Raw genomic sequence first — 25,901 nt, 5'->3', positions numbered from 1 at the left:
GAAAAATTGCCGAGAGGAGCTTAGCTTAGATGATTAAGAGTAGTCAGACAAAGATTGTAGACTGTACCATTCGCGATGGCGGACTGGTAAATAACTGGGATTTTAGTGTAGAATTTGTACAAAATTTATATGCGGGCCTGAATGAGGCTGGCGTGGACTATATGGAAATCGGCTATAAAAATTCGCCTAAACTGCTGAAAGGCGCTGATCAGGCGGGCCCTTGGCGTTTTCTGGATGATGAATTCCTCAGAGAAGTCATTCCTCATAAAGGTAAAACCAAACTGTCCGCACTTGTAGATATCGGCCGCGTGGATGAAGACGATATTTTGCCGCGCGAGGAAAGCTTGCTGGATCTCATCCGTGTCGCTTGTTACATTAAAGACGTGGATAAGGCGCTTGCGCTGGTACAGACCTTCCATGATCGTGGTTACGAGACTACGCTCAACATTATGGCTCTCTCCAACGTAATGGAGAACGAGCTGCTGGAAGCTTTTGAGCTGATCAGGGAGAGCGTCGTGGATGTGGTATATATCGTCGATTCTTACGGAAGCCTTGATCATAAGGATATGGAATACCTTGTGAATAAGTTCAAGACGCATCTGCCGAACAAACGCCTGGGCGTTCATACCCATAACAACATGCAGCTGGCGTTCTCCAACACGCTGGTCGCTGCAGATCTTGGCGTTGAGCTTCTGGATGCATCCGTATACGGGATGGGACGTGCGGCTGGCAACTGCCCGACCGAGCTTTTGGTTACCCATCTGAAAGGCACCAAGTATGAACTGCGTCCGGTACTGGATATTATCGAGCGCTACATGATTCCACTTCGTGAAAAAGAAGAGTGGGGTTATATCATGCCTTACATGATTACAGGCACCCTGGATGAACATCCACGCTCCGCCATGGCCCTTCGTGCTTCGGACGATAAAGACAAAATTGTGGATTTTTATGATAAATTGACGACACCGGAAGTGACTTTCGACAAAAAATAGGCAAGGGCTTTTGCAGCTCTGTTGTTTCAGGTCAAGGTAATATCAGCATCTTTCCCTCCTTGGAAGGATGCTGTTTGCTTTTTTAATATGGGTGATCTATTTTCCATAAAATACATGTTGAAATTACGTGTTCGGCATGGTATATTTATTTTTGTCTTCAAAAGACAGCATCTTTATTATCGGGACGTAGCTCAGCTTGGTAGAGCACCTGGTTTGGGACCAGGGGGTCGCATGTTCAAATCGTGTCGTCCCGATTCGCTTAAGATTTAGGACCTCACAGAAGTAATCGGGATATGCGCCGAGTCATAGCTCACTTTTGTAGGTATATATGCGGGTGTAGTTCAATGGTAGAACTCCAGCCTTCCAAGCTGGTAGCGTGGGTTCGATTCCCATCACCCGCTTACGTAAGAACAGAAAACCCTTGGTGACAAGGGTTTTTTTGTTTACTTTTTTTCGAATTGTAGGTAGGACCGGATAAACAGGCGATAGCAGGAATTCGAATATGTAGAAGTTCCGCTAATCAACCCTTTTACTTCTTAAGAATATCTGTTATAATGGCCATAATTTCATTCCAAGAATGCGAGGTAACCTAGTCCAATGAAGTAAGACACCCTTTTCTCTAAAAACAACTGCATGTGGTTTGCAGGCGTTTCTCTACGGCGGTAGAGGGAGAGATTTGGTGTGTCTGAACAATGTGACTGGGGTACCTCTTTTTGTTATGTCGAAAGTGGTACTCTTATGCAAAACAATCACATAAACGGAACGGATTGCAGCTTTCGCTGACAGCCGACGGTATAGAGCCTAACATCTCCATACCGTCAGGGCTGGCCTGGAATGAACAGCCGAAGGAAGTGTGCTGTGGCGTGCGTTCGTCCCGTTACTCAGATCAGAACAAATCCTCTCTCATGATATCCGCCGCAGGCCATCGCTTGCGGTTTTTTAGTTTTTTCCAAAGAGAGAGGATGAGGCGATATGACCATGATTCTAAAAGCGAAAGATATAAGTATGGAGCTCCAAGGGAGGCCGTTGTTTGAAGGCATTCAGCTGGAGGTGGCAGAAGGAGAGCGGATTGCGCTGTACGGGCGCAACGGCACCGGCAAAACCACGCTCCTCTCGATTCTGGCCGGCGAGCTCGAACCTGCCTCAGGCGTTGTGGAGACGATTCTCCCACGAGATCGCTGGGGCTGGCTCAGGCAGCAGGATGAGCCGGACGAAATCGATCGGAGTGCCATCGATACGGTGCGCAGCCGCAGTAACCCTTCGTTGTGGCAGCTGAAGCTTCAGATTGCCAGCGTCGAGCAGCGGATGAATGGCGGCAGCGCTGCTGAGATGGAATCATTGCTTGAGCAATATGGCAATCTGCTGGAGCGTTACGAGTCCCAGAACGGTTTCCAGTGGGAGACCGAGGTGGAGAAAGCGATGACGATGCTGGGCATCGGGCCGGAGGTATGGCCTGTGTCTTACCGCGAGCTGAGCGGAGGCCAGAAGACGAAGGTCATGCTGTCAGGGCTCCTTGTATCGGCACCGAAATTTTTACTGCTCGACGAGCCCACGAACCATCTGGACAGTGACAGCTTGGTCTGGCTGGAGCAGTGGCTGGTATCATCCTACAAAGGCACCGTGTTGTTTGTATCCCATGACAGAGAGTTCATCGACCGGGTAGCAACCTCTGTATGTGAGCTGACCTCGGAGGAACTCCGGCGTTACCGGGGAGGATATACGGATTACCGCCGTGAAAAGGAAAGGGAGCTGCGCGAGCAGGAGACGCTTTACCGAAAGCAGGAGCTGGCCCGCAAAGCGCTGGAGGAATCGATCCGAAGATATGAGGAATGGTTCCATAAAGCACATAACGCGGCCGGGGACGTGAATGACGTCAAGATCACCGCCAGCTTTTACAAGGCCAAGGCCAAGAAGAACATCTCAAGATATCATGCCAAGGAAAAAGCGCTGGAACGGCTGGAAGCAGAGCGGGTGGATAAACCGCGAAACGGTCCCAAGCTGAACATGGAGCTGGAAGGGGAGGCTTTCGGCGGCCGTACCCTCGTCCAAGTGAAGGATATCTGTTTTGGATACGGAGATCAGCAGCTTTTTAATAAGCTAACCTTCTATCTGAACCGCGGCGACCGGTTGGCCGTAAGAGGCCCTAACGGGAGCGGGAAAACGACACTGCTTAAGCTGCTTCTGGGCGAAATCGAACCGCATGAAGGCCGGATTACCCGAAATCCTTCCGTCAAGATCGGTTATTTCTCGCAGGAGCTTGAGGGGCTGGAACCCGAAACCACGCTGCTGGACAGTCTGCTTGTCATTCCGGGAATGACGGAGAGCCGTGCGCGTACTTTGCTGGGTTCGTTCCTCTTCAGACGGGACGATGTGTTTAAGAAGATGGGGCAGCTGAGTATGGGAGAGAAGTGCAGAACGGCTTTTCTCAAGCTATACTTCAGCGGTGCGCATCTGCTTGTGTTGGATGAACCCTCCAACTACCTGGATGTGGATACCCGCGAGGTGATTGAACAAGTGCTCGTGAGTTTTCCCGGTGCGATTGCGCTCGTATCCCATGACCGGTATCTTGTGCGTAAAATCGCGAACCGACTGCTTACGCTGACGCCCGGGGAAGATCCGGTTTGGTTCGAGGGAAGTATGGACGAGGAGGATGAGCAGGCCTCGCGGACCGGCGTGATCAAGGGAGATACGGAGAAGGACAACCGGCGGATGGAGCTCGAATACCGGATTCAGGAATTACTGGGATTGTCAGCCGAAGATCTTGAACCCGGGGACGAGGGAAGCTGGCTTGCCGAGATTAGGGAACTTCGGGCTGAGCTGGCTACACTTCAGTCGGAATAAGATCAAGGATCGCGATTAAAATCAGCCGGATGGGGTTAAAATGGGGAAATGAAACTTGCCATATCCCGAAAGGTTGCATATAATAAACCCTATATATTTGCATATGTAACAAATGCGTCGATGGAGAAAAGTAGTCAGTGCCTCTTTACAGGGAAGGGATACCGTAGATTGAGAGTGTCCCTCAAAGAATCAGGCTGGTGAAGTTCGCTCCGGAGCAGTTCCTTGAACACGGCATGCTGCCGGTCAGTAGGGGATAACGGGTCCGATTCGTTACGTCGGTCAAGTGAGCATGATGAGGCATACTCGGGGCTAAGGCTTTTACCGCCTTGGTTAGGGTATGAAACATGTTAACAAGGGTGGTACCACGGTCTCTTCGTCCCTTTTCGGGAGGAGAGGCCTTTTTTGTTTTCAGTCTTTTTTGTTTTCAGTTCGATGATGGAGTTTACAAAGGGGTGTGCGAATAGCCATGAAGGAAAAATTAGAAGCATTAAAGCAGGAAGCATTGGCGCAATTGCAGGATGTTACCGATCCGCAGCAGCTGAATGATCTGCGGGTGAAATACCTTGGCAAAAAAGGGGCTTTGACGGAAATCCTGCGCGGAATGGGTGCGCTGAGCGCAGAAGAGCGTCCTGTTATCGGCCAGGTGGCCAATGACGTTCGGGGCGCGATTGAGGAAGTCATCTCCGGCAAGCAGGAAGCATTCCTGCAGCAGGAAACCGAAGAGCGCCTGCGTGCAGAGAAGGTGGACGTAACCCTCCCGGGCCGCAAGCTCAGCCAAGGCGCTGTTCATCCATTGAGCAAGGTGATCCAGGATATCGAGGATATCTTTATCGGGATGGGTTATCAGGTAGCAGAAGGACCCGAGGTGGAAACGGACTACTTCAACTTCGAAGCGCTGAATCTGCCAAAGAATCACCCGGCACGTGACATGCAGGATTCCTTCTATTTGACGGAAGATCTGCTGATGCGTACTCAGACATCCCCGGTGCAAGCCCGGACCATGCTGTCGATGCAAGGAAAAGCACCTGTCAAAATCATCTGCCCGGGACGCGTATTCCGCCGGGATGACGATGACGCGACGCATTCGTTCCAGTTCCACCAAATCGAGGGCCTGGTCATCGGCGAGAACATTCGCATGAGTGATCTGAAAGGAACGCTGCTGCAATTCGTGCAGGAGATGTTCGGCGATAACACGCAGATCCGTCTGCGTCCAAGCTTCTTCCCGTTCACGGAGCCGAGTGCGGAAGTGGACGTATCCTGTGTAAGATGCGGCGGCAGCGGCTGTCGCGTATGCAAGCAAACAGGCTGGCTTGAGATTTTAGGCTGCGGCATGGTTCATCCGAAGGTGCTTGAAATGGGCGGTTATGACCCTGAGAAGTACAGTGGTTTTGCTTTCGGTATGGGGGTTGAGCGGATTGCGATGCTGAAATACGGCGTGGATGACATCCGTCACTTCTTTAACAACGATACAGCATTCTTGAATCAGTTCACGAGGATCTAATTTTAACGATAAAGGGAAGTGAATAGACAATGAGAGTTTCAACCGATTGGTTGTCCGATTATATTTCGCTCGAAGGCGTAACCTCTGAGGATTTGGCGAGCCGCATTACTTCGGCTGGTATTGAAATCGATGTGATCGAGAAACGGAATCAAGGCATTAATAAAGTGGTCGTCGGCTACGTTAAGAGCAAGGAGAAACATCCTGATGCAGACAAGCTGAATGTATGCATCGTGGATGCGGGTCAGGAGGAAGATCTCCAGATCGTGTGCGGAGCCAAAAATGTGGATGCGGGCCAGAAGGTGCCGGTGGCGCTTGTGGGCGCGAAGCTGCCTGGCGGTATGGATATCAAGAAGGCCAAGCTGCGCGGCGTGCTCTCCCAAGGCATGATCTGCTCGGCGAAGGAACTGGGCATGAATGACAAACTGCTGCCTAAAGAGCTGCAGGAAGGGATTCTGGTACTTCCGACGGATACGGAAATCGGCAAACCGATTGTGGATGTGCTCGGTCTGAACGATGAAATTTTGGAACTGGATCTGACACCGAACCGCTCTGACTGCCTCAGCATGCTGGGAGCCGCTTACGAAGTGAGCGCCATACTGGGGCGTGAGCTCAGTCTTCCGAATCCGGAAAAGGAAATGCTGGAAGTTCAAGATGCAGCGGCCGATCATATCTCGGTTACGATTGGCGCTGACGAGCAGTGCAGCCATTATGCGGCACGCTACATTACCGGTGTAAAGATCGGTCCTTCTCCGCTGTGGATGCAGAACCGCTTGATGGCGGCAGGCGTGCGCCCGATCAGTAATATCGTGGACATTACAAACTATGTGATGCTGGAATATGGCCAGCCGCTGCATGCTTTTGATGCCGATCAGCTGAAGGATGGCGCGGTTCACGTGCGTATGGCTGAAGCTGGCGAAACGATGGTGACGCTGGACGGCACGGAGCGTCGTCTGGAGCCGCATATGCTGGTGATTACAGCTGGCGGCAAGCCAGTGGCCTTGGCTGGCGTTATGGGCGGCCTGGAATCCGAAGTAACGGACAGCACGGTGAATATTTTCTTGGAATCGGCGAAGTTCGATGGCGGAACCGTACGCAAAACATCCCGTCAGCTCGGACTGCGTTCAGAGGCAAGCTCCCGCTTCGAGAAGGAAGTGGATCCCGCCGCAGTTATCCCTGCACTGAACCGTGCAGCGGCACTGATGGCGAAATATGCCGGCGGCGCTGTCCATCAGGGAATCGTCGAAGCAGGCAGTGCGGACACCGAGCCTACCGTGATTACTTTATCGCTGGAGAAGCTCAATCGTTATCTTGGTACGGATCTGTCCCTGCTTGAGGTCAAAACGATCTTTGCCCGGTTGCATTTCCCTTGCGGAGATGCGGGCCAAGGATTGGTGGATGTGCAAGTGCCGTCCCGCCGCGGCGATATCGTGCTTGACGTAGATCTTATTGAAGAGGTGGCCCGTCTGTATGGATACGACAATATCCCGACAACGGCCATAGAAGGTCCGACGACACCGGGTTCATTGACGATCGCTCAGGCCATCCGCCGCTCGCTTCGCCGTTTGCTGACGCATAGCGGATTCCAGGAGGTTCTGGGTTATTCCTTTATCCATCCGCAGCAAGCGGAAATGTTCACTTCCCTGTCGTCAGACGGGACAGCGGTTAAGCTGGCCATGCCAATGAGCGAGGACCGCAGCGTCCTTCGTACCAGCTTGCTCCCACAGCTGCTGGATATCGCGGTGTACAACCATAACCGCAAGCAGCCGGACCTGGCCCTGTTTGAAATAGGGAACCTGTTCCATACACATGAGAAGACGTTGACGAAGCAGCCGCTGGAGCGTCCGGTTCTTGGTTTGCTGCTGTCGGGACGCAAAGGCAGCAAGCAATGGAATGTCCAGCCGGCCAAAGTGGATTTCTTCGATTTGAAGGGTGCGCTCGAGACGGTGCTCGACTATCTTGGAATTCGCGCGGAAGATATCACTTACGAGGCTAACGGACCGGTTGGCTTCCATCCGGGGCGTTCCGCTTCCGTGTATGCGGGTCAAGGCGAGAATAAGAAGCTGCTAGGTGTGCTCGGACAAATTCATCCGAAGACGCAGCAGGAGCTGGATTTGGAAGATGCTTATGCCGCTGAAATTCTGCTTGAGCCGCTGTATGAGCTGACCAACGCCCGCGTCGTTTACCGCGATTTGCCTAGATTTCCGGGCATGGAACGAGATCTTGCCATCGTCGTGAATGAGGAGGTTGAAGCCGGCTCCCTGATTCAAGTGATCAAGGAGAATGCAGGTGAGCTTCTGCAGCAGATTCAGGTGTTTGACGTCTTCACGGGCAGCAAGCTTGGAGAGGGCAAGAAGAGTGTTGCCATCTCCATGACGTACCGTCATCAGGAACGGACCCTGACCGATGAAGAGGTTGCCGGCGTCACGGAAAAAGCGGTTGCTGCCCTTCAGCAAACTTTTGGCGCAGAATTAAGAAAATAGCAGGAATTGTGAACGCCCGCATCGAATCCATTACATCAGGGATTCGATGCGGGCTTTTTTGCTCTAAATTGAACTGGGATTTGCATCAGGACGCCCGCAGGGTACATAATTATAAGCACAAAACTGTGTTATCATATACCAAACTTCGGTCTGTTTTCTTGAGGTTCGTCTACAGATGTTATCTCATATATAATGAATGTAGAGAATAGACCATTTCAGACATCATAGAATCTACACATAATAGAAGGAGGGCACAATTTTGACTACATCGGACCGTAAAAGCGTTACCGTAGACATCTACGGAACTTCCTATAAACTCGTTGGCAGTAGCAGTGATTATACCAGACAGGTAGCGAATTATGTAGATGACCGCATGCGTACCATATCCAAGGCGCACTCTCGATTGGATACCCCGCGCATTGCCGTCCTAGCTGCAGTACATATGGCTGAAGAAGCTTTGCAGAAGCTGGAGTTTCAGAATGAGGCCAAGCAGATGACGGCCGAGCGGAATGAACTGCGCACGGAGCTTGCCAAGGTGCAAGGACTTCAAATCGAGCAGCAGGAGAGACATCGTCAGCAGCTGGAGCAGCTGGAGGGCAAGCTGGCGGAGCAGACAACGCTGGCTGAGGAATACAGGAAGTCCAAGGAGAATCTAACCGCGGAGTCAGAGCGTACGAAGGAATTGCTCCAGAAGGAATCGGACCGCGTGGCGGAACTGCTGAAGGAGAAGCAGCAGCTTGAGGCGCGTCTTAAGGAGCAGCGTGAGAAGCTGGAGAGCGGCCATAAGCAGTCTATTGAAGATATGAAGCGCCGCTATGAAGGGCAAATTTCACAGCTGACGCTCACTCATAGGCAGGCCATCGAGAAGCTGGAACAGAGTCAACGGACTTCTGCGAAGCAGGCCGAAGAGAAGCTGGCTGAACAATTGAAGAAACAGGAGAGCACCTATAAACAAGAGGCGCTCCTGAAGGAGCAGCAGCACTCGAAGACCGTGCAGGATCTGGAGCAGAAGTATACGAAGACGGTGCAGGATCTGGAACAGAAGAATGCGAAAACCGTGCAGGATCTGGAACAGAAGAAAGCGAAAACCGTCCAGGATATGGAGCAAAAGCATACGAGGACCGTTCAGGATCTGGAGAAGCAGCTTGCCGAGCAGCGAACGCGCGGTGGTCAGCTCCAATCACGTTTGTCGTCCGCGGAGAAGGAACTGGGTATTGTAAAAGCGGAATCGGACAAGCTGAAGGAAGCGCTCCAATCGTCCAGGCAGCAAGCCGAAGCCTCTTCGCAGGAATTGCGTTCCTTCCGTACGAAGGTGGAGGGGCTGACGAAGGAGCTCGAAGGACTGAAGCAGGAATCCGCCAAGTCGGAGGAAGAGCGCCGTCGTCTGCAGAAACTTGTGGTGGATGCGAATCAGACCTCCCGCAAGCAGCAGGAAGAGCTGCAGCGTCTAAGCAGCGAGCTTCAATCCTGGCGTACGCTGGCTGATCAGCGCAAAGAGGAAACCGGCGAGCTGGAGATGCGAATTGTCGAGCTTATGGAAGCGAACGAGAGCCTGGAAGAAGGAATGAAGGGACTTCAGGATGAAATCCAGGTCATGAAGGACGAAGCTGACCGGAGCATGTCCGAGCGCCGAAGTGCCCAAGAGGAATTGAAGGAACTGCAGCTTCGCCATGAAGAATTGGAGAAGCTCACGAAGGAAGCGGGAACCCGAGAGGAAGAGACCAGCAAACTGTACGCCATGCTGGAAGAAGAATACGATACGGTGTCGAATCAGCTGGATGAGCTTCGCAAGAAGGCAGCTGCCAGTGAAGAGCGCGCACGTGAACTCGCCGAGCAGCTGAGAGATTCAGAGGAACGCGCCGTTCAGTGGCAGGAGCAATACCAGCAATGGATGGCGGAACGGGAGCAGCTTGCCAAGGACAGCGAGAAGCTGGCCGCCGAGCGCGATGAGTGGAAACGAACCAAGCTTGCTCTCGAAGAAGAGCTCCAGTCCTGGCAGCAGGAAATTGCATCCGCACGCCAAGCCTGTGAGCGTCTGGAAGACGAGAAAAGTGAAGCGGCGCAGCAGTATTCCGATTTAGGTGAACAGTATGAGCTGGTTATGCACCAGTATCGTCTGCTCCAGGCAGAACAGGAATTGAAGGCGGAGCAATCTGCGCAGCTTGAAGAAGAACACCGTAAGCTGAAGGAAGAGTATGCGAAGCTCCAAGTTGAATATAATGAGTGGATCGAGTTGATTGAGCAGGATCAGCGTTAGGCCATGGCGAAGAATTGAACCTGAAAAAACCTCCGGATTAGACAGAGGATACTCTGGCGATCCGGAGGTTTATTTTCGTGAGCAGATCTACTATTCTTCGACGATAAGTTTGGAGATCATTTTGCTGTGACCCGCTCCACACATAATGGAACACGAAACTTCGAATTCTCCCGCTTCATCCGGCGTAACGACAGCGGAGTTGTTTTTACGGTCCAGCTGCAGGCCAAGTGCAGGAATCATAACGCCGTGGTTGCCGTCTTCGTTCTCGTAAGTGATCTTGACGGGCACACCTTTCTTGAGTCGATATTCCTCTTGGTCGAATTGAAAATTGGTGCCCTTAATGACGAGTTCAGCTTCCGGTGCTACGCCAGTATCCGAGATCCCGGAACCTCCTTGGGACTCTTTCTGGTCTCCGCCGCAGGCAGCCAATACAAAAAGGAGCATACATGAAACAAGTAAAGCTATGCCTTTTTTCACTATAACCTCTCCTGACTATGAAATAATTGTGAAATATAATTTCCAATCTTTATGATAGCTCAGAAAAAGAGTGGATGCACATATGTGTTATGAAAAATTGGTGAACGTGAACGGTTTCAAACGATGATATGGATTTCCTTTATAATATAGGGGAAGATGGAAATAAAAGAATGGAGCTTTGCCCAAAATGAAAACCCCCTGCGCAAATTGCAACAGAGGGTTAATGTGGAGTAATGCAGCTCCCGATCGGTTCGTTCAGGAAGAGGGTTCCAGAGGAATCCTCTAACAGAAGCGGCGTTCTTCTATTTGCGGGTTTTGCCTGCTTCAAAAGGGGTGGAAATCGGAATGAACAGATCGATGATCCCGATGACCAGTGCAGCAAGCAAGGCGCCCAATACGGAGACGCTAACGCCTCCAACGATGAATTGGGCAAGGTAAATCACGAGTGCGCTCACTAGGAAGCCCACGATGCCACGTCCAAAAGGCGTGACTTTTTTGCCGAAGATGCCCTCAATAGCCCAACCAATCAGGGCTATAACGAGTGCAAGCAACAGGGCGCTTCCGAATCCGCCGACGGTGAATTGGGGGACAATCCATCCGACAACCATAAGAACGAGCGCGGCAACGATAAATCGAACAACGTGCCCGAGAAATTGCATGGTACCTGCCTCCTTAGAATAAGACTGGAATGTTACGCAGAATTTATTTTGTTCAATAGGACCGTCGGTTATGTGTGGAAGGATTTTGGATTCCTTGGCGAATTCCCATCACTTTCGATATAATATATGCATTGATTGAGAGGAGTTGTGAACTTCTTGAATGACAAGATTTTGCAAACTTTAGAATACCGGAAAATTTTAAATACATTAACAAAATACACGCAAACCTCCATGGGAAGTGATAGAGCTGAAAAGTTAATGCCTGAAACCGACCTGGAGGCTGTAAAGGATCTGCTTGCGGCTACCGATCAGGCCTACACCGTAGACAGGCTCAAGGGCAATCCGTCTTTCCGCGGGATTACCGATATCAATGATGCTTTGAAGCGGGCCAGAATCGGAGGGACGCTCAGTCCCCATGAATTGCTGGCTACGTCGAATACGATTCATGGATCACGCCGAATCAAGCGGTTTATTGCGGCGATTCATGAGGACGAGAAGATTGAGATCCTCTATAATCTGAGTGATCTTATTTCGGAGCAAAAGCCCCTGGAAGACGCCATTCGGCTGTGTATTGATGATGCTGCTGAGGTCCTTGACTCCGCAAGCGCCGAGCTTTCCCAGATCCGGCGGGAGCTGAGGGGCGGAGAAGTTCGCATTCGCGAGAAACTGGAGTCCATGATTCGATCGCAATCCGTGGCGAAGATGCTGCAGGACCAGTTAATTACAATACGCGGCGACCGTTTTGTCATCCCCGTTAAAGCGGAATATCGCTCGCATTTTGGCGGTATCGTGCACGACCAGTCCGGGTCAGGCGCGACGCTGTTTATTGAGCCGGAATCCATCGTAGCCATGAACAACAAGCTGCGCGAGACGCGAATGCGGGAAGAGCGGGAGATCGAAGTGATTTTGCAGAAGCTGACCGCCCAGGTCGGCGAACAGGCTGAGCTGCTGTCCATTGACTTGGATCTGATCGGCCAGCTCGACTTTATTTTTGCCAAGGCTCGTTTGGCCCATGTCATGAAGGCTTCACTGCCAAGAATGAATGACAGAGGCTATATTAAGCTGCGTAAAGGCCGACATCCGCTGATTCCGGCGGATCAGGTTGTGCCGCTTGATGTGGAATTGGGCAATTCCTATACATCCATCATCGTCACGGGTCCGAATACCGGCGGTAAGACGGTTACGCTCAAAACGATCGGGTTATTAAACCTGATGGCGATGTCCGGACTCTTTATTCCAGCCGAAGAAGGCAGCCAGATGTGCGTGTTTGATGCGATCTACGCGGACATTGGTGATGAGCAAAGCATTGAGCAGAGCCTCAGTACCTTCTCCAGCCATATGACGAACATCATCCGAATATTGAGCCAGATGACGCCAAAGAGTCTCGTGCTGCTTGATGAGGTTGGAGCAGGGACCGACCCTGCGGAGGGTTCAGCTCTGGCGATTTCCATCCTGGAGCATATCCACCGCATGGGCTGCCGCATGATTGCGACGACGCACTATTCTGAATTGAAGGCTTATGCATATGAACGCAAAGGCGTAATTAACGCCAGCATGGAGTTCGATATCAATACCCTAAGCCCGACCTACCGGCTTCTGGTAGGCGTACCTGGACGCAGTAATGCGTTTGCCATTGCAGAACGTTTGGGATTGCCGGGATCCATTCTGGAATTTGCCCGTGGCGAAGTCAAGGAAGAGGATCAACGGGTGGAGCATATGATTGCATCCCTCGAAGAGAACCGTCACACCGCGGAAGTTGAGCGTGAGAAGGCGGAGCAGGTTCGGAAGGAAATGGAGGACCTGCGTCTTCGTCACCAGCACGAGCTTCAGAAGCTGGAAGAGCAGAAGGACAAGCTGGTTGATAAAGCACGTGCCGAGGCGAGACAGATCGTGGACAAGGCTCGGAGTGAGGCAGAGGAAATCATCGCGGATTTGCGCAAGATAGCCCAAGAAGAAGGGGCTTCCGTTAAGGAGCATAAGCTGATTGCTGCCAGAAAGCGTTTGGATGATGCCGAACCGCAGCAAGGCAAGAAGACGGCTGGCCAGCGTTCAGCGCAGCAGCAGCGCAGCATTGAGCCTGGTGACGAGGTTCGGGTATACAGCCTGAATCAGAAAGGGCACGTCGTGGAAATGGCCGGCTCGAAAGAAGCGGTTGTTCAGCTCGGCATCATGAAGATGAAGGTATCGCTGGATGATTTGGAGCTGCTGTCGAATCCGGCAGCAAACGCTAAACAGGCGCCGAAACAGCATGCGACCGTCTTGAAACGGACTCGCGATACCAACATCCGGAACGAGCTGGATTTAAGAGGCGCGAATCTGGAAGAAGCGCTGATTGAGGTGGATCGGTTCATTGATGAGGCATTTCTGGGGAACTTGGGTCAGATTTACATCATTCATGGCAAAGGCACCGGGATCTTGCGAACCGGAATTCAGGATTATTTGCGCAAGCACAAGCATGTTAAGAGTCATCGTTTAGGTAATTACGGTGAAGGCGGCAATGGCGTTACCATTGCCGAGCTGAAGTAAGGAAAGTAAGAAATCAGGAACCGTTTTCTCCTTCAATCGTATAACATATCATCATAAGGTTCAGAACGACGGGATGCGAAAGGTGCCGCATCCCGTTTATATCAGGGAGGAAATAAGGTAATGACGGAAGCGATTGATCATTTGCTGGCCCATCCACTCGGGGTGCTCGTCGGCTATTTCTCGGTTGCGATACTTGCACTTATTGTTTACTTGTATTGCTTTGAATTGGTTACCAAGTACAATTGCTGGGATGAAATACGCAAAGGAAACATCGCGGCGGCCATGGCGACCGGCGGGAAGATCTTTGGCATCGGTAACGTGATGCGGTACAGCATAACGGCGAATACGTCCATTTATGGCATGATTAAATGGTCGTTCTTCGGGTTTATACTGCTTTTATTGGCTTATTGGTTGCTTGAGTTCTTGACGCCTGTGTTTTCGGTCGATGAAGAGATTGGCAAGGATAACCGAGCAGTGGGCTTGATCGTACTTCTTATCACCGTATCTTTATCTTACATTATTGGAGCGAGCATCATTTAAGGGCTTCGGGAGGAAAAGGACGATGAAATATTTACCGCGGATATTGTTTGCGGCCGCCTTGATTTTTTTTGTGGCGGGTATTGTATACTTGATGTCTCAATAAAAATAAAGTGAACAGGGCCATCCATGGCCGTTTGAATAAGAAAGGGATGAATGATCGATGGAACCGACGGTTTGCCCATGGTGCCAAAGTGAGATTGTGTGGGATGAAGAGATAGGTCCCGAAGATACTTGTCCTCATTGTGCGAACGAGCTGAAAGGCTACCGCACATTGAATATCGCATTGGATGACGAGGAAACACAGGACGATCCGGAGGAATATGAAGAGGATTATGAGGCTTCCGATGAGGAGGCAGGTGATCTTCAACGTATTTGGGGGTCCGACCATGAATCGCTGTCCTCGCTTCGAACCGTGGATAAGTACGGGGAGGATCACGACCTATTTGCATTTGAGGAGACCGTAGAGGGGATTCTGGACCAGCAAGAGGAAGTTCCCGAGTGCTTGCATTGCCGGGAGTATATGCTTCATGCCGGAACGCAGCACGTGAGCGGGGAAGGCTTCCAGCCGGTTAACGCAGCCTTGATTCAAGGTCCGATCCTGCAGCCGCCATATGATTTAAACGTATATGTGTGCCCTGGATGCTTCCATGTACAGTATAATCTGGCAGAGAATGACCGGCTTCGGATGATCAAGAGCTTTATCCATAATAAGGAATAGCGTTTACGGAAAGGCGCTGTGTGCCGATCCGCGCGAACTTAAGGAAACTGCTATCGGCGGTTTCCTTTTTTTTGTTCATGAAGTGGGGATTAGAGGGGTAAAATACCTTGGACTTCAAGTGTGAGGGCGAGGGAGGAACTGTATATGAAGTTGACAAAGGACCCCCAGGCTATACTTCTGTTATCAGTTCATGGGTTGTTTATCTTATCGAGTGCATTGTCGGGTACGTTCCTCAACGTATACCTATGGAAAAGCCGCCAGGATTATACGATGCTCGGTTGGTTCACGATTGCTCAGCAGGTCGCATTGGGCTTGACGTTCTGGGCCGCCGGCAAATGGGTGAAGGAGCATAACAAAATGAATGCGCTTCGCCTGGGAATTGCGGTGTCTGGCCTGTTTTATTTATGCGTTCTGTGGGCAGGGCGGGACGCCGTCCATTATATTTGGCCGCTCGGCTTGCTGTTCGGCGTGTCATTAGGATTATTCTGGTTAGCCTTTAATGTGGTCTATTTTGAGGTTTCGAGCGCGGAGAATCGGGACTGGTTTAATGGCTGGATCGGACTTCTGGGCTCCATCACGGGCATTATCGGTCCGTGGCTGGCGGGCTGGATCATCACGATGATGCATGGGGATCAAGGCTACCGGTTTATTTTTACCGTATCGATGGTCATCTTCGCCGTGACGGTGGTGCTGAGCTTTTTTCTGCGAAAACGGCCGGTTCAGAGCGGCTATCATTGGCTGGAGGGGTTGAGCCGGCTCAAGGAGGGCGGCGTATGGAAATACGCGGTATTCGGCTTGGCCGTTCAGGGAATCAGGGAAGGTGTGTTTTCCTTCCTTATTACACTCCTTGTTTTTGTGGCAACGGATCAGGAGTCGAAGCTGGGGCAGTTTGCATTGATTACTTCGGCGGTTTCGCTGGTCAGCTACTGGGCCTGCGGGAAGTGGTTCAAGCCCAAATTCCGTAAAACCGGCATGCTGGTAGGTTCCGTATTGATGCTGCTGGTCATTTTACCGCTGCTGTTTGCCGTCAACTATACGACGCTGCTGGTGCTGGGAATCGGGACGTCGCTGTTCATTCCGCTGTACATGATGCCGGCTATATCCGCCAGCTTTGATCTTATGGGAGTGAATCAGGAAAACGTGGAGAAGCGGGTGGAACTGGTCGTGCTGCGGGAGCTCAGTTTAACCATAGGCCGAATTACGGGCCTGCTTGTGTTCATTCTTGTCCTGTCATTTAGACAGGACACGTTAACGGTGACGTTGCTGCTGTTGTTCCTGGGGGCGTCCCCTATCGGATCGTGGTTGTTTATACGAAAGCTGTTCCCTTCCAAAGGTCAAGTCACCTAAAGCCTAATGAAATCCCCCGGGTCAAAAGAATCCGCAAGTCAACGAACGGTTTGCTGATCAAATCGACTGCGTCAGAGCGCAATCCGTACAGCAAAGAAGGTATCTCCAGGGCTGCATGGCCTGCTTGGAGATACCTTCTATTATTTTATGACATCTTAAGGTCCATTGGCCGTGTCAGGGAGAACCATTTCAGTTCTTCGGGCTCACGTCCTGCTATCGTCTCGCCCAGCAGATCCGCAGCGATCATGCTGTATACGGTCCCGTTTCCGCCATACACCTCGATAAAGTAGCTGTGCGGATATTTCGGGTGCCTGCCGATCAGCGGGATGCCGTCTTTGGTTGTGGCAAATACGCCGGCCCAACTGCAAGCGATCTTCAAATCCGTCATATGGGGGAACAACTGATGAATTTCATTTAACAATCTCCGGCTTCTTGATTCAGCGTACTCCTCTGGTTTGCCAGAAGGAGGCAGCGGCTCATCCAGCCCTCCGGCTATGATTCGCTGATCCGGCGTTGTCCGGAAATAGAGATAAGGGCGATTTGTTTCCCATATGAATGCGCGCTCATACCATGAAGACAGATCGGATACCGGCTCCGTCAGGATGGCATAGGTATTGAGCAGCTCCGCTTGATAATCAGGCTTCCATTCTTGGGTGCTATACCCGGTGGCCCAGATGACGTTCCTGGCCAGAACGCTTCCTTGATCGGTTAAGACGGTGACATCGCTGTCGGTATACCGGGTTTCCTTCACTTCGCTATTTTCATAAACACGCAGCCCATGCTCGCTGGCATCCTGGAGAAGATTATGCCCGAAACGGTAGGGATCCACTTCGGCATCGCCGCGGGCATAGATGGCCGCTTCTTTTGAGAACGGGAAGTTAGCCTTCACATGCTCGCGGCCCCAGTATTCGACATCGAAGCCCTTCCGTTTGAGCAGGTCATACTCGTGCCGAATCATGCCGACATCTTGAGGGGTACTGGCATAGTAGAGGCTGCTTCGCGTGATCAGGCCGGAATCCCTGGACAGATGATTTGCGATTTCGGTGATCCGGCGTACCGCATGTCTGCACATCATGTAGAAGGAGGAAGCCCGTTGTTCACCGAATTGTTGGATCAGATCAGATAGAGGGCAGTCGTTAGAAAATTGCAACAGCCCCGAATTGGCGGATGTGCTGCCTTCGCACACGCGTTTTTTCTCCAGTAGGACGGTGTCCACGTCTTGCATGGTCAGCACGTAGGCCATCAGCGCGCCGCTTATACCGCCGCCGACTATGAGTACATCACAGCTGAGCTGTTCTGATAGACCGGGGTATTTTTTTACAGGTTCAGTGTTTAAATATTTCCAGGGCGTTATTCCGCCGGTCAGTAAAATGTCCCTCACCCCCTCATTGTCACATCGTTATTAGTTTGGACGTTCCTTTCGTTTTTAATGACATCTCACGACATAGATTTTTATATAGGTGGCATACTAGCTCCTGTGCAACCTAAATGGAAAGGGGAACAAACACAAAGATGACACCTAATCAGCAATTACAGCCTCTAACCTCAAAAGAACTGGACTATATTGCGGATTGCATCTCCAACGAAACCATGCTGGCCAAGCATTGTGCCGCGACAGCAGCAGCCAGTCAGAATCCAGCTATCCAGCAGGCGCTGCTGGGATTCGTAAAACGCCATGAGCAGCATCTGGACACCTTGGTGAATGCTCTGCAAATTCACAGCAATATCGCGCCGACGCAGCCTCAATAAGAGGAGATGTATAGACCAGGAAGCAAAATTGTTAAGGAGGAACGACTTATGGTAACCCCTAATGGATCTTCATACCTGCCCGAAGAGGATATGCTTAGCCCTATTCTGGGAGAGCTGAAACGTGCCGTTCGAGAGTATACGACAGCCACGACGGAAGCCTCTTGCCCTGAGGTGCGTCAAATGTTTACGGATCTGACCGCGGATACACTGAGGCTGCAAGGCGAGTTTTTTAATATGATGAAGCAGCAGAACATGTATACCGCCCCTCGGCATGCATTGAAATACGATGTGGACAAGCAGCATAAGCAAGCGCAGCAGTCGCTGCAAAAAACTCGGGAAACCATTAATCAAAAAACTTCCAGCATGGGCGCGTTCGCGCATCACCCGAATGTGGCGCCGCATGCCACCAATGTAGCGCCCGCTTCTAATAATGTAACCCAATGATCCCATGGTGAACTTAATCTATGAGCCGATGACCCCCGCAGCCGTTGCTGCCGGCATGCATCGGTATTTTTTTTTGCACATCCCGTGTAAGTTATTGTAATATAAGTATTAATCTCTGTTCCGATATATCATGCTATAAGAACGGATATTCGGAATAAGTGCTGGAGGATACGTATATGGAAGAGCTTAGCGAATTGAAACTGAAGGTGCTTGACCTGCTGAAAGAAGACGCGAGAAGATCGCCGGCTCTGCTCTCTACTCTACTCGGTGTAGATGAGGAAGAAGTAAAGACCTCCATTGCGGAGCTTGAACGAGATCACGTCATTGTTAAGTATGCGACCGTAGTCAACTGGGGCAAGGTGGAAGACGAGAAGGTTACGGCGCTGATCGAGGTTCAAATTACACCTGAGCGCGGAAGAGGCTTTGAAGGAATTGCGGAACGGATTTATTTATTCCCGCAGGTGAAGTCCGTCTATCTTATGTCTGGCGCCTACGACTTGCTGGTTGAAGTGGAAGGCGGAAACTTGCGTGAGGTGGCCAACTTTGTTTCGGAGAAGCTGTCACCTATCGATTCTGTATTATCGACCAAAACGAATTTTATTTTGAAAAAATATAAACAAGACGGGATTATTTTTGAAGAACGTCAAGAAGACAATCGTCTCCTGATCTCGCCGTAAAGGAAGCGTGTGCTATGATTGTGAACGAACAGCAGCTTGCAGAAAATAACAGGAAATCGATGAGCTCCTATTTGGCGCCCAGGGTCAGGGACATTCAACCCTCTGGAATCCGGAAGTTTTTTGATCTCGTCAGTGGAAATAAGGATATTATCACACTTGGTGTCGGTGAGCCTGATTTCGTAACGCCGTGGCATGTACGAGAAGCCTGCGTATATTCATTGGAGCGCGGGTTTACAGGATATACGTCCAATGCCGGTATGCCTGAACTTCGGGAGGCGATCGCGGAATATTTGAACGACAGTTTCCACGTGACCTATAATCCTGCCAATGAAATGATCGTAACCGTAGGCGGCAGTGAAGCGATTGATCTGGCGCTGCGTGCCTTGATTGTTCCCGGAGATGAAATTCTGATCCCCGAGCCGTGTTACATTTCTTACTCGCCGATTGCTTCAATCGGTGGCGGGGTGCCCGTTGGTATTGAAACGACGGCAGAGCATCATTTCAAACTGACCGCCGAGGCGCTCGAAGCGCAAATCACCCCCAAATCAAAGATTCTGATCCTGTGTTACCCAAGCAATCCAACAGGAGCGATCATGACCTATGAGGATTGGCTGCCCATTGCGGAAGTAGTGGAAAAACACGATCTGATTGTGATCTCCGATGAAATCTATGCTGAGCTCACGTATGAAGGCAAGCACGTCAGCTTTGCCTCGATGCCAGGCATGATGGACCGCACCATTCTGGTAAGCGGCTTCTCGAAGGCTTTTGCTATGACTGGTTGGCGTATGGGGTATGTGTGTGCTCATTCGGATCTGATTGGCGCCATGCTGAAAATCCACCAGTATACGGTTATGTGTGCACCCGCAATGGGGCAAGTCGCCGCGCTCGAAGCATTGCGTAACGGCATGGGGGAAAAGGACCGAATGGTTGAATCCTATAACCAGCGGCGCAGACTCGTGGTTCAAGGGCTGCGCGAGATCGGTTTGGATTGCCACGAGCCACAGGGAGCGTTCTACGCGTTCCCGAGCATCAAGCGAACGGGACTCGGCTCGGATGAATTTGCCCAGCGCTTGCTGACCGAGGCGAAAGTGGCTGCCGTACCGGGCACCGCATTCGGTCTTGGCGGGGAAGGATTCATTCGCTGCTCATATGCTACATCCATTGCCCAACTGAATGAGGCCTTGGAGAGAATGGGCAATTTTGTGGAAAAAATAAAGTAGGCAAGGAAATCGTTGAACTTTTTCCTTGAATTAACAAAAAAAATACTTTCCATTGGCAAAATATATGTTATAATTTTATTTTGGGGGCAGAATTTTACTTTCCAAGGAGGGATCACCAGTGTTTTGTGATTATGAATTGTCAAACTACCGTGGTGACTATACGGCTGAAGACAATAATCACGGTAAATGGTCAATTAAATCAGCCAAATCCACTCCTCAGGAAATTACCTTGGAAGACGAAATTCACATGCTTCGCCGAAAGATGGAACAAATTTTTTTGGAAGAGCAGTCCTTCACATCAGAGATTGTCATCGAGATCAGCAGTTTGCTGGACTTGAAGATTAACGAATATATGAAGGCCCATCCCAAAAAGAAACTATAAAATACGATCTGATTGAATAATACAAGGCTGTTCCTGGGGCTAGATGCCTTACGGATCAGCCTTGTTTGCGTTTAAATGATTCCCTCTGATGTAAAAAAACGTCCCGGAATCATGATGGGCCTGGGCTTATTCCGGCGCAGAGGGACCCTGATTCGAAATTATGCTATAGTTGAGCATATTAAGAAAAACGTCTATCGACGTACTTTCTCAGAAGACTGACCGCGGTTATAAGGAAGTTTTTCTTGCGATTATAGAATTGCTCAGCTTCGCTGAAACTATAAATTCTATAATCTTAAGAAATATGGTGTTATTGAATAAGGATCGGACGATGAAATGGAGGATATTGTGATGAAGGTATATACGAGAACGGGAGATGCAGGGGAAACTTCAATTATTGGCGGTCGTGTGCCCAAGGATGACCCGCGGATAGAAGCGTATGGCACGATTGATGAATTGAACAGCTTTGTCGGTCAGGCCGTGTTTTTGGCCAAGGAAGCCGAATTTGAGGAGCTGCACCTTCAGCTCGTTCGAATCCAGCATGAACTGTTCGATTGCGGCTCGGATCTGGCCTATGCAAGGCCTCGAGAGGATAAACTCAAGGTAAGCGCCGAGCTTGTGGACAATCTGGAGGTATGGCTGGATGCTTTCGAGGAGAAGAACCCTCCGCTTGAGCGGTTCATCTTGCCTGGCGGAAGTGCGTTGTCTTCGCTGCTTCATGTATGTCGGACCGTATGCCGCCGAGCCGAACGGTTGACCGTTTCGCTGCAGCGAACCACGGAAATCAATCCGGAAGTCCGCCGGTATTTGAACCGATTGTCCGACTATTTCTTTGTGACTGCACGGGCAGCCAATGTGCACGCCGGGATTCCGGATGTCGAATATGAGCGAAGCGGAAAGGTGTTTCGGTAATTCATGAGTTTGTATTATCCGCCTATCAGTTATGTCGTGTCCCCACAGGAGGACGGCATGCTGCTTAAGACCATTTTGCAAAAACGGATGAGAGTATCCCGTAAGCTGCTGTCTCGCCTCAAGTTGACTGAGCAGGGCATCATGCTGAACGGGACCCGTGTATACATTAGCGTTAACGTGCATGCCGGAGATCTGATCGAAATCCGGATGGAGCAGGAACGATCGGACGATATGCTGCCCCAGCCGATGAACCTTCATATTCTGTACGAGGATGAACATTTGCTTGTCCTGAACAAGCCTGCGGGGATCATTGTCCATCCGACGCACGGGCATTATACAGACACGCTGGCGAACGGCGTCGTTCACTATTGGCAGGAGAAGGGCTGGAACTACCGGTTCAGAGCGGTTCACAGGCTGGACCAGGAGACTTCCGGCGTGTTGGTGATTGCGAAGAATGCATATATTCACCAGCATGTCTCCGAACAAATGATAGCCGGCACCGTTGACAAGAGGTATGTAGCATTTGTTCATGGCAAGCCTGCTTTGCCCTCAGGCGATATTGACGGTCCGATTGATCGGGACCCGTTAGAGCCCCACCGCCGCATCGTAACTCCCGAAGGATACCCTTCGCTTACGCGGTATAAGGTATGCGAAGCTTACCCTTCCGGATCCTTGGTCGAATTAAAGCTGGAAACGGGTCGTACCCATCAAATTCGGGTGCATATGCTTAGCATCGGTTGTCCATTGATTGGAGATCAGATGTATAGGCATCCGGTTTACGGCGATCGGGAGTTACGATCAGACGGAGCGGAGGCGGCTTCGGACTTGGCTGCCGGTCCAGCAGATCTGGAAGCCGAAACGATCATGAGGCTGGACCGCTATATGGGCCGGCAGGCGCTGCATGCAGCGAGCCTGAAGCTGATCCACCCGATTGAGGGGAGCACGATGACATTCACAGCCCCGCTTCCTGAGGATATGAACGCACTGAGAAACATGCTCGCGGAAGAGGCGACTTAAGTAGGTTCAAAACAACACTAGAAGGAGAACGTATCGAATGAGCAAACTGAAAGTATATCAATATCCGAAATGCGGGACATGCCGCAACGCGGTCAAATGGCTGCAAAACGAAGGACATGAGCTGGAACTTCAAAATATTTTTGAACAACCGCCACAAAAGGAAGAACTAGCCGACCTTATCGCCAAGAGCGGCCTGGAACTTAAGAAATTTTTCAATACGAGCGGCGAGGTCTACAAGGAAATGAATCTGAAGGACAAGCTGCCTGGGCTCTCCGATGAGGAGAAGATCGAACTGTTGTCGTCCAACGGCAGATTAATTAAGCGTCCGATCGTGACGGACGGCAGTAAAGTGACCGTCGGCTTTAAGGCGGAACAATATCAGGAGTCATGGCAGAAGTAGAATGGATCCAGTGTATACACATTCTCCTGCTGAAGAAGGTAGAGCATCCCAAGGTCTTTCGACCGCCGGGATGCTCTTTTGTTTTAAGAGATAAGAAAGTATAAACATCCGAGGCTTAGCATCCTTATCTCGCAAGAAAAACTTCCGCTAAATGCGGTCTGTCAACTGAGAAAGCACGTCGATAGACGTTTTTATTTTGTGAACAGCCAATGATAGGAAATTCAAAGAAATACCTTATGACAAGCCCAAGACTATATAGGGATATGGTATAATGACAAGGTATATTTAAGGTTATATCAGAGAAGTTAAAGTTAGGAGCGATCATGACTGTGATACCCAATCAACAACCATCCTTAATGCTTGTAGACGGGATGGCTTTATTATTTCGTGCTTACTATGCAACCGCCTCAAGCGGCTATATCCGTAGAACCAAAGCGGGTGTTCCGACCAACGCGATTTACGGCTTCCTGCGGTATATGTGGGATGCTATCGATAAATTTCAGCCTACCCATGTGGCGTGCTGCTGGGATATGGGATCAAAAACATTTCGTACAGAGCAGTTTGCATCGTATAAAGGCAATCGTCCGGAAGCCCCGGATGATCTGGTTCCGCAGTTTTCGTTGGTGCGCGATGTGACGGAATGTCTGGGAATTCCGAACCTGGGCGTCGTGGGCTATGAGGCCGATGATTGCATCGGCACGCTGGCCAGACGGTACGGGGACAGCATGAATGTCATGATCCTGTCAGGGGACCATGATCTGCTTCAGCTCGTGAACGATTCGACTTCCGTCATCATTATGAAAAAGGGACACGGCAATTATATGCACTATACCCCGGAAACGTTATATGCCGAAAAAGGACTTTCTCCAAGACAGGTTATCGATGTGAAAGGCCTGATGGGAGATACGAGCGATAATTATCCGGGCGTACGCGGGATTGGCGAGAAAACGGCAGTCAAGCTGATTCAGGAGTATGAATCCGTGGAAGGCATTCTTGCGAATCTTGATTCACTGACCAAAGGGGTCCGCACCAAGATCGAGGCGGATTTGGAGATGCTGCACCTGTCCCGGGCTTTGGCCGAAATCCATTGCGAGGTTCCCATGGAGTGCGAATTGGATCTGTGCCGCTTAAGCGTGGATCACGAACGTGCATTAACCAAACTGGAGGAGCTTGAGATGAAGAGCCTCGGTCATCTTTTTGGTGTGGCGGTGGTTTCCTAGTCATGCGGAGACGGTTTAATTTCGGAAGAAAATCAATTTTGACCGGTTTACTGCTCGGGACATTGCTACTTCTTATATCGGCATGTGCCTCCGTCCAGACTCCTTCAACCGATACCTCTAAACAGCCCTCAAGAGACGAGAAGAAGGTGGAAGTTATGGTTTCGGCAGCAGCAAGCCTCAAATCCAGTCTGGAAGAGACCGGACGACGATTTGAAGCGGAATTTCCGAATGTTACGCTTCGTTATAATTTCGGCGGTTCGGGCTCTCTTGGACAACAGCTTGAGCAAGGGGCGCCCGTAGATTTGTTTATATCCGCAGCAACGGAGCCGATGGATCGATTGGTCGAGAAGGGGATCGTGCAATCCGATGCGGTTCAGTTGATGTTTCGAAATGCATTGGTGCTGATTGAGCCTGTCGGCAAACAGAACGTGAAGCAATTACCGGATCTATTAAAACCCGAGGTGCGCGTTGTGGCCATTGGGCAGCCGGATACTGTACCGGCCGGAGAATATGCCAAGGAGGCTCTTCAGAATGAAGGCCTTTGGGATGATGTCGAATCCAAGGCGGTGTATGCCAAGGACGTGACGCAAGTTCTGGCTTATGTAGAGTCGGGGAATGCGGACGCCGGTTTTGTGTACAAAACCGATCTGAAGAGTTCCGCCAAGGCAACGCTTGCGCTTGAGGTCGATCCGGACAAGCACCAACCGATCGAATATCCTGCAGCGGTTCCCGGTAATGCCAAGCATCCGCAGGAGGCTGAGGCTCTTCTCGAATTTATGCGGAAGCCTGAGATCAGGGATATCTTCACGGAGGCTGGATTTGAGGTAGCGGAGGCATCGCCGTGACCACGACCGAAATGTTCTGGATGCCGGTATGGCTGTCGATAAAAACATCACTGCTGTCCAGCATCATTGCATTTATACTGGGAGCAGCAGCAGCACGCTGGATGTCCCGGCGCTCGTTTGTCGGCAAGACGGCGGTAGAAACGCTGCTGATGCTTCCGCTCGTGCTTCCGCCTACGGTGGTTGGCTTTCTTCTGCTTGTCATGCTGGGCAGAAACAGCTGGATAGGTTCAGCTGCCGAATGGCTGTTTGCCAGACCCATCATTTTTAGTTGGGGAGCCGCGGTCATAGCGGCTATCGTGGTCTCGTTTCCGCTTGTGTATCAGAGCATGCGGGTGGGCTTTGAGTCTGTGGACCCGGAGCTTGAGGATTCGGCGCGATCGGCCGGGGCCGGCGAATGGCAGGTCCTTCGCTGGATTACGCTGCCGCTTGTTCGCAGGGCGGGAATTTCGGCGTTCATACTGGCCTTTGCCAGAGGTTTAGGGGAATTTGGGGCAACCTGGATGGTTGCAGGCAATATACCGGGCGTTACGCAAACGCTGCCCACGGCGATTTACGTTGCGGTAAGCAATGGCGAGAGCGGGCTGGCGTGGGCGTGGACGGCGGTCATTATTTTGTTCTCATGGCTGTTACTGGCCGCGTCAGGAACGGGCAGAAGCAGAGAAAGAGGCGGGCAGACTTGACGGGAGCACCATGTTTACAT

Annotated in this window: 23 protein-coding genes and 2 tRNA genes; 22 read left to right on the top strand and 3 right to left on the bottom strand. The window is 50.9% G+C overall.

All coding sequences use genetic code 11. From position 1 onward, the window contains the following. The first annotated feature begins 29 nt into the window (after positions 1-29). The 7 genes from BJP58_RS13510 to BJP58_RS13480 all read left to right on the top strand — a co-directional run bounded on the left by BJP58_RS13510 (position 30) and on the right by BJP58_RS13480 (position 10,071). Complete coding sequence (locus tag BJP58_RS13510; RefSeq protein WP_071222679.1) at positions 30-992, top strand: aldolase catalytic domain-containing protein; 963 nt, start codon at positions 30-32, stop codon at positions 990-992. A gap of 180 nt (positions 993-1,172) precedes the next feature. Further along, a tRNA-Pro gene (locus BJP58_RS13505) sits at positions 1,173-1,246 on the top strand. Positions 1,247-1,322: 76 nt separating this feature from the next. Beyond that, positions 1,323-1,393 (top strand) — tRNA-Gly (locus BJP58_RS13500). A gap of 571 nt (positions 1,394-1,964) precedes the next feature. After that, positions 1,965-3,833: a ribosomal protection-like ABC-F family protein gene (gene abc-f / locus BJP58_RS13495; RefSeq protein ID WP_194544326.1), complete on the top strand. Its 1,869-nt coding sequence runs from the start codon at positions 1,965-1,967 to the stop codon at positions 3,831-3,833. Between the two features lie 466 nt (positions 3,834-4,299). Beyond that, entirely contained in the window at positions 4,300-5,334 is a 1,035-nt protein-coding gene (gene pheS, locus BJP58_RS13490; protein ID WP_071222682.1) for a phenylalanine--tRNA ligase subunit alpha, read from the top strand. Between the two features lie 29 nt (positions 5,335-5,363). Beyond that, entirely contained in the window at positions 5,364-7,814 is a 2,451-nt protein-coding gene (gene pheT / locus BJP58_RS13485) for a phenylalanine--tRNA ligase subunit beta (RefSeq protein WP_194544325.1), read from the top strand. 259 nt (positions 7,815-8,073) lie between these two features. Further along, on the top strand, positions 8,074-10,071 hold the full coding sequence (locus BJP58_RS13480) for a cell division protein ZapA (RefSeq protein ID WP_194544324.1): 1,998 nt from the start codon (positions 8,074-8,076) through the stop codon (positions 10,069-10,071). Positions 10,072-10,161: 90 nt separating this feature from the next. Here the strand turns inward: BJP58_RS13480 and BJP58_RS13475 are convergent, their stop codons facing one another. Both BJP58_RS13475 and BJP58_RS13470 read right to left on the bottom strand, forming a co-directional pair. Continuing rightward, the gene (locus BJP58_RS13475) at positions 10,162-10,548 is read right to left on the bottom strand and encodes a cupredoxin domain-containing protein (RefSeq protein WP_194544323.1); all 387 of its coding nucleotides are present in this window, start codon (positions 10,546-10,548) and stop codon (positions 10,162-10,164) included. 302 nt (positions 10,549-10,850) lie between these two features. Beyond that, positions 10,851-11,207 (bottom strand): phage holin family protein, encoded by a 357-nt coding sequence (locus BJP58_RS13470; RefSeq protein WP_071222686.1) that lies wholly within the window; start codon positions 11,205-11,207, stop codon positions 10,851-10,853. Positions 11,208-11,363: 156 nt separating this feature from the next. Here BJP58_RS13470 and BJP58_RS13465 point away from each other — a divergent pair, with 156 nt between their 5' ends. The 4 genes from BJP58_RS13465 (at position 11,364) to BJP58_RS13450 (ending at position 16,338) form a co-directional block, all read left to right on the top strand. Next, the gene (locus tag BJP58_RS13465; protein WP_194544321.1) at positions 11,364-13,733 is read left to right on the top strand and encodes an endonuclease MutS2; all 2,370 of its coding nucleotides are present in this window, start codon (positions 11,364-11,366) and stop codon (positions 13,731-13,733) included. 120 nt (positions 13,734-13,853) lie between these two features. Beyond that, positions 13,854-14,273 (top strand): DUF350 domain-containing protein, encoded by a 420-nt coding sequence (locus BJP58_RS13460; protein WP_194544320.1) that lies wholly within the window; start codon positions 13,854-13,856, stop codon positions 14,271-14,273. 160 nt (positions 14,274-14,433) lie between these two features. After that, complete coding sequence (locus tag BJP58_RS13455; protein WP_194544319.1) at positions 14,434-14,991, top strand: hypothetical protein; 558 nt, start codon at positions 14,434-14,436, stop codon at positions 14,989-14,991. A 120-nt stretch (positions 14,992-15,111) separates the two neighbouring features. Continuing rightward, complete coding sequence (locus BJP58_RS13450; protein WP_336245452.1) at positions 15,112-16,338, top strand: MFS transporter; 1,227 nt, start codon at positions 15,112-15,114, stop codon at positions 16,336-16,338. 145 nt (positions 16,339-16,483) lie between these two features. On the opposite strand, the gene BJP58_RS13445 is transcribed toward BJP58_RS13450, so the two are convergent. Further along, the gene (locus BJP58_RS13445) at positions 16,484-17,719 is read right to left on the bottom strand and encodes an NAD(P)/FAD-dependent oxidoreductase (RefSeq protein WP_233355068.1); all 1,236 of its coding nucleotides are present in this window, start codon (positions 17,717-17,719) and stop codon (positions 16,484-16,486) included. A gap of 131 nt (positions 17,720-17,850) precedes the next feature. Between BJP58_RS13445 and BJP58_RS13440 the strand changes: the two genes are divergently transcribed. The 11 genes from BJP58_RS13440 to modB all read left to right on the top strand — a co-directional run bounded on the left by BJP58_RS13440 (position 17,851) and on the right by modB (position 25,881). Beyond that, on the top strand, positions 17,851-18,087 hold the full coding sequence (locus BJP58_RS13440) for a hypothetical protein (RefSeq protein WP_071222691.1): 237 nt from the start codon (positions 17,851-17,853) through the stop codon (positions 18,085-18,087). 48 nt (positions 18,088-18,135) lie between these two features. Then, entirely contained in the window at positions 18,136-18,531 is a 396-nt protein-coding gene (locus BJP58_RS13435; protein WP_194544317.1) for a spore coat protein, read from the top strand. 176 nt (positions 18,532-18,707) lie between these two features. Next, on the top strand, positions 18,708-19,208 hold the full coding sequence (locus tag BJP58_RS13430) for an Lrp/AsnC family transcriptional regulator (protein ID WP_071222693.1): 501 nt from the start codon (positions 18,708-18,710) through the stop codon (positions 19,206-19,208). A 14-nt stretch (positions 19,209-19,222) separates the two neighbouring features. After that, entirely contained in the window at positions 19,223-20,428 is a 1,206-nt protein-coding gene (locus BJP58_RS13425; RefSeq protein WP_071222694.1) for an aminotransferase class I/II-fold pyridoxal phosphate-dependent enzyme, read from the top strand. A gap of 118 nt (positions 20,429-20,546) precedes the next feature. Further along, positions 20,547-20,810 (top strand): aspartyl-phosphate phosphatase Spo0E family protein, encoded by a 264-nt coding sequence (locus tag BJP58_RS13420; protein ID WP_009590300.1) that lies wholly within the window; start codon positions 20,547-20,549, stop codon positions 20,808-20,810. Positions 20,811-21,158: 348 nt separating this feature from the next. Beyond that, positions 21,159-21,719: a cob(I)yrinic acid a,c-diamide adenosyltransferase gene (locus tag BJP58_RS13415; protein WP_194544316.1), complete on the top strand. Its 561-nt coding sequence runs from the start codon at positions 21,159-21,161 to the stop codon at positions 21,717-21,719. A 3-nt stretch (positions 21,720-21,722) separates the two neighbouring features. Continuing rightward, the gene (locus BJP58_RS13410) at positions 21,723-22,736 is read left to right on the top strand and encodes an RluA family pseudouridine synthase (RefSeq protein WP_194544315.1); all 1,014 of its coding nucleotides are present in this window, start codon (positions 21,723-21,725) and stop codon (positions 22,734-22,736) included. Positions 22,737-22,773: 37 nt separating this feature from the next. Continuing rightward, positions 22,774-23,136 (top strand): arsenate reductase family protein, encoded by a 363-nt coding sequence (locus BJP58_RS13405; protein ID WP_071222700.1) that lies wholly within the window; start codon positions 22,774-22,776, stop codon positions 23,134-23,136. A gap of 323 nt (positions 23,137-23,459) precedes the next feature. After that, positions 23,460-24,356, top strand: a complete 897-nt coding sequence (locus tag BJP58_RS13400; RefSeq protein ID WP_181469742.1) for a 5'-3' exonuclease — start codon at positions 23,460-23,462, stop codon at positions 24,354-24,356. Between the two features lie 38 nt (positions 24,357-24,394). After that, the gene (gene modA, locus BJP58_RS13395; protein ID WP_233355067.1) at positions 24,395-25,201 is read left to right on the top strand and encodes a molybdate ABC transporter substrate-binding protein; all 807 of its coding nucleotides are present in this window, start codon (positions 24,395-24,397) and stop codon (positions 25,199-25,201) included. Beyond that, positions 25,198-25,881 (top strand): molybdate ABC transporter permease subunit, encoded by a 684-nt coding sequence (modB, locus tag BJP58_RS13390; protein WP_233355066.1) that lies wholly within the window; start codon positions 25,198-25,200, stop codon positions 25,879-25,881. The genes modA and modB overlap by 4 nt, the downstream gene beginning before the upstream one ends. The last annotated feature ends 20 nt before the right edge of the window (positions 25,882-25,901 follow it).

The sequence above is a fragment of the Paenibacillus sp. JZ16 genome, assembly GCF_015326965.1.
In the GTDB taxonomy this organism is placed as follows: Bacteria; Bacillota; Bacilli; order Paenibacillales; family Paenibacillaceae; genus Paenibacillus_AQ.
The sequence above is the reverse complement of the archived record's forward strand: the minus strand, read 5'-3'. Positions and strand labels throughout refer to the sequence as shown.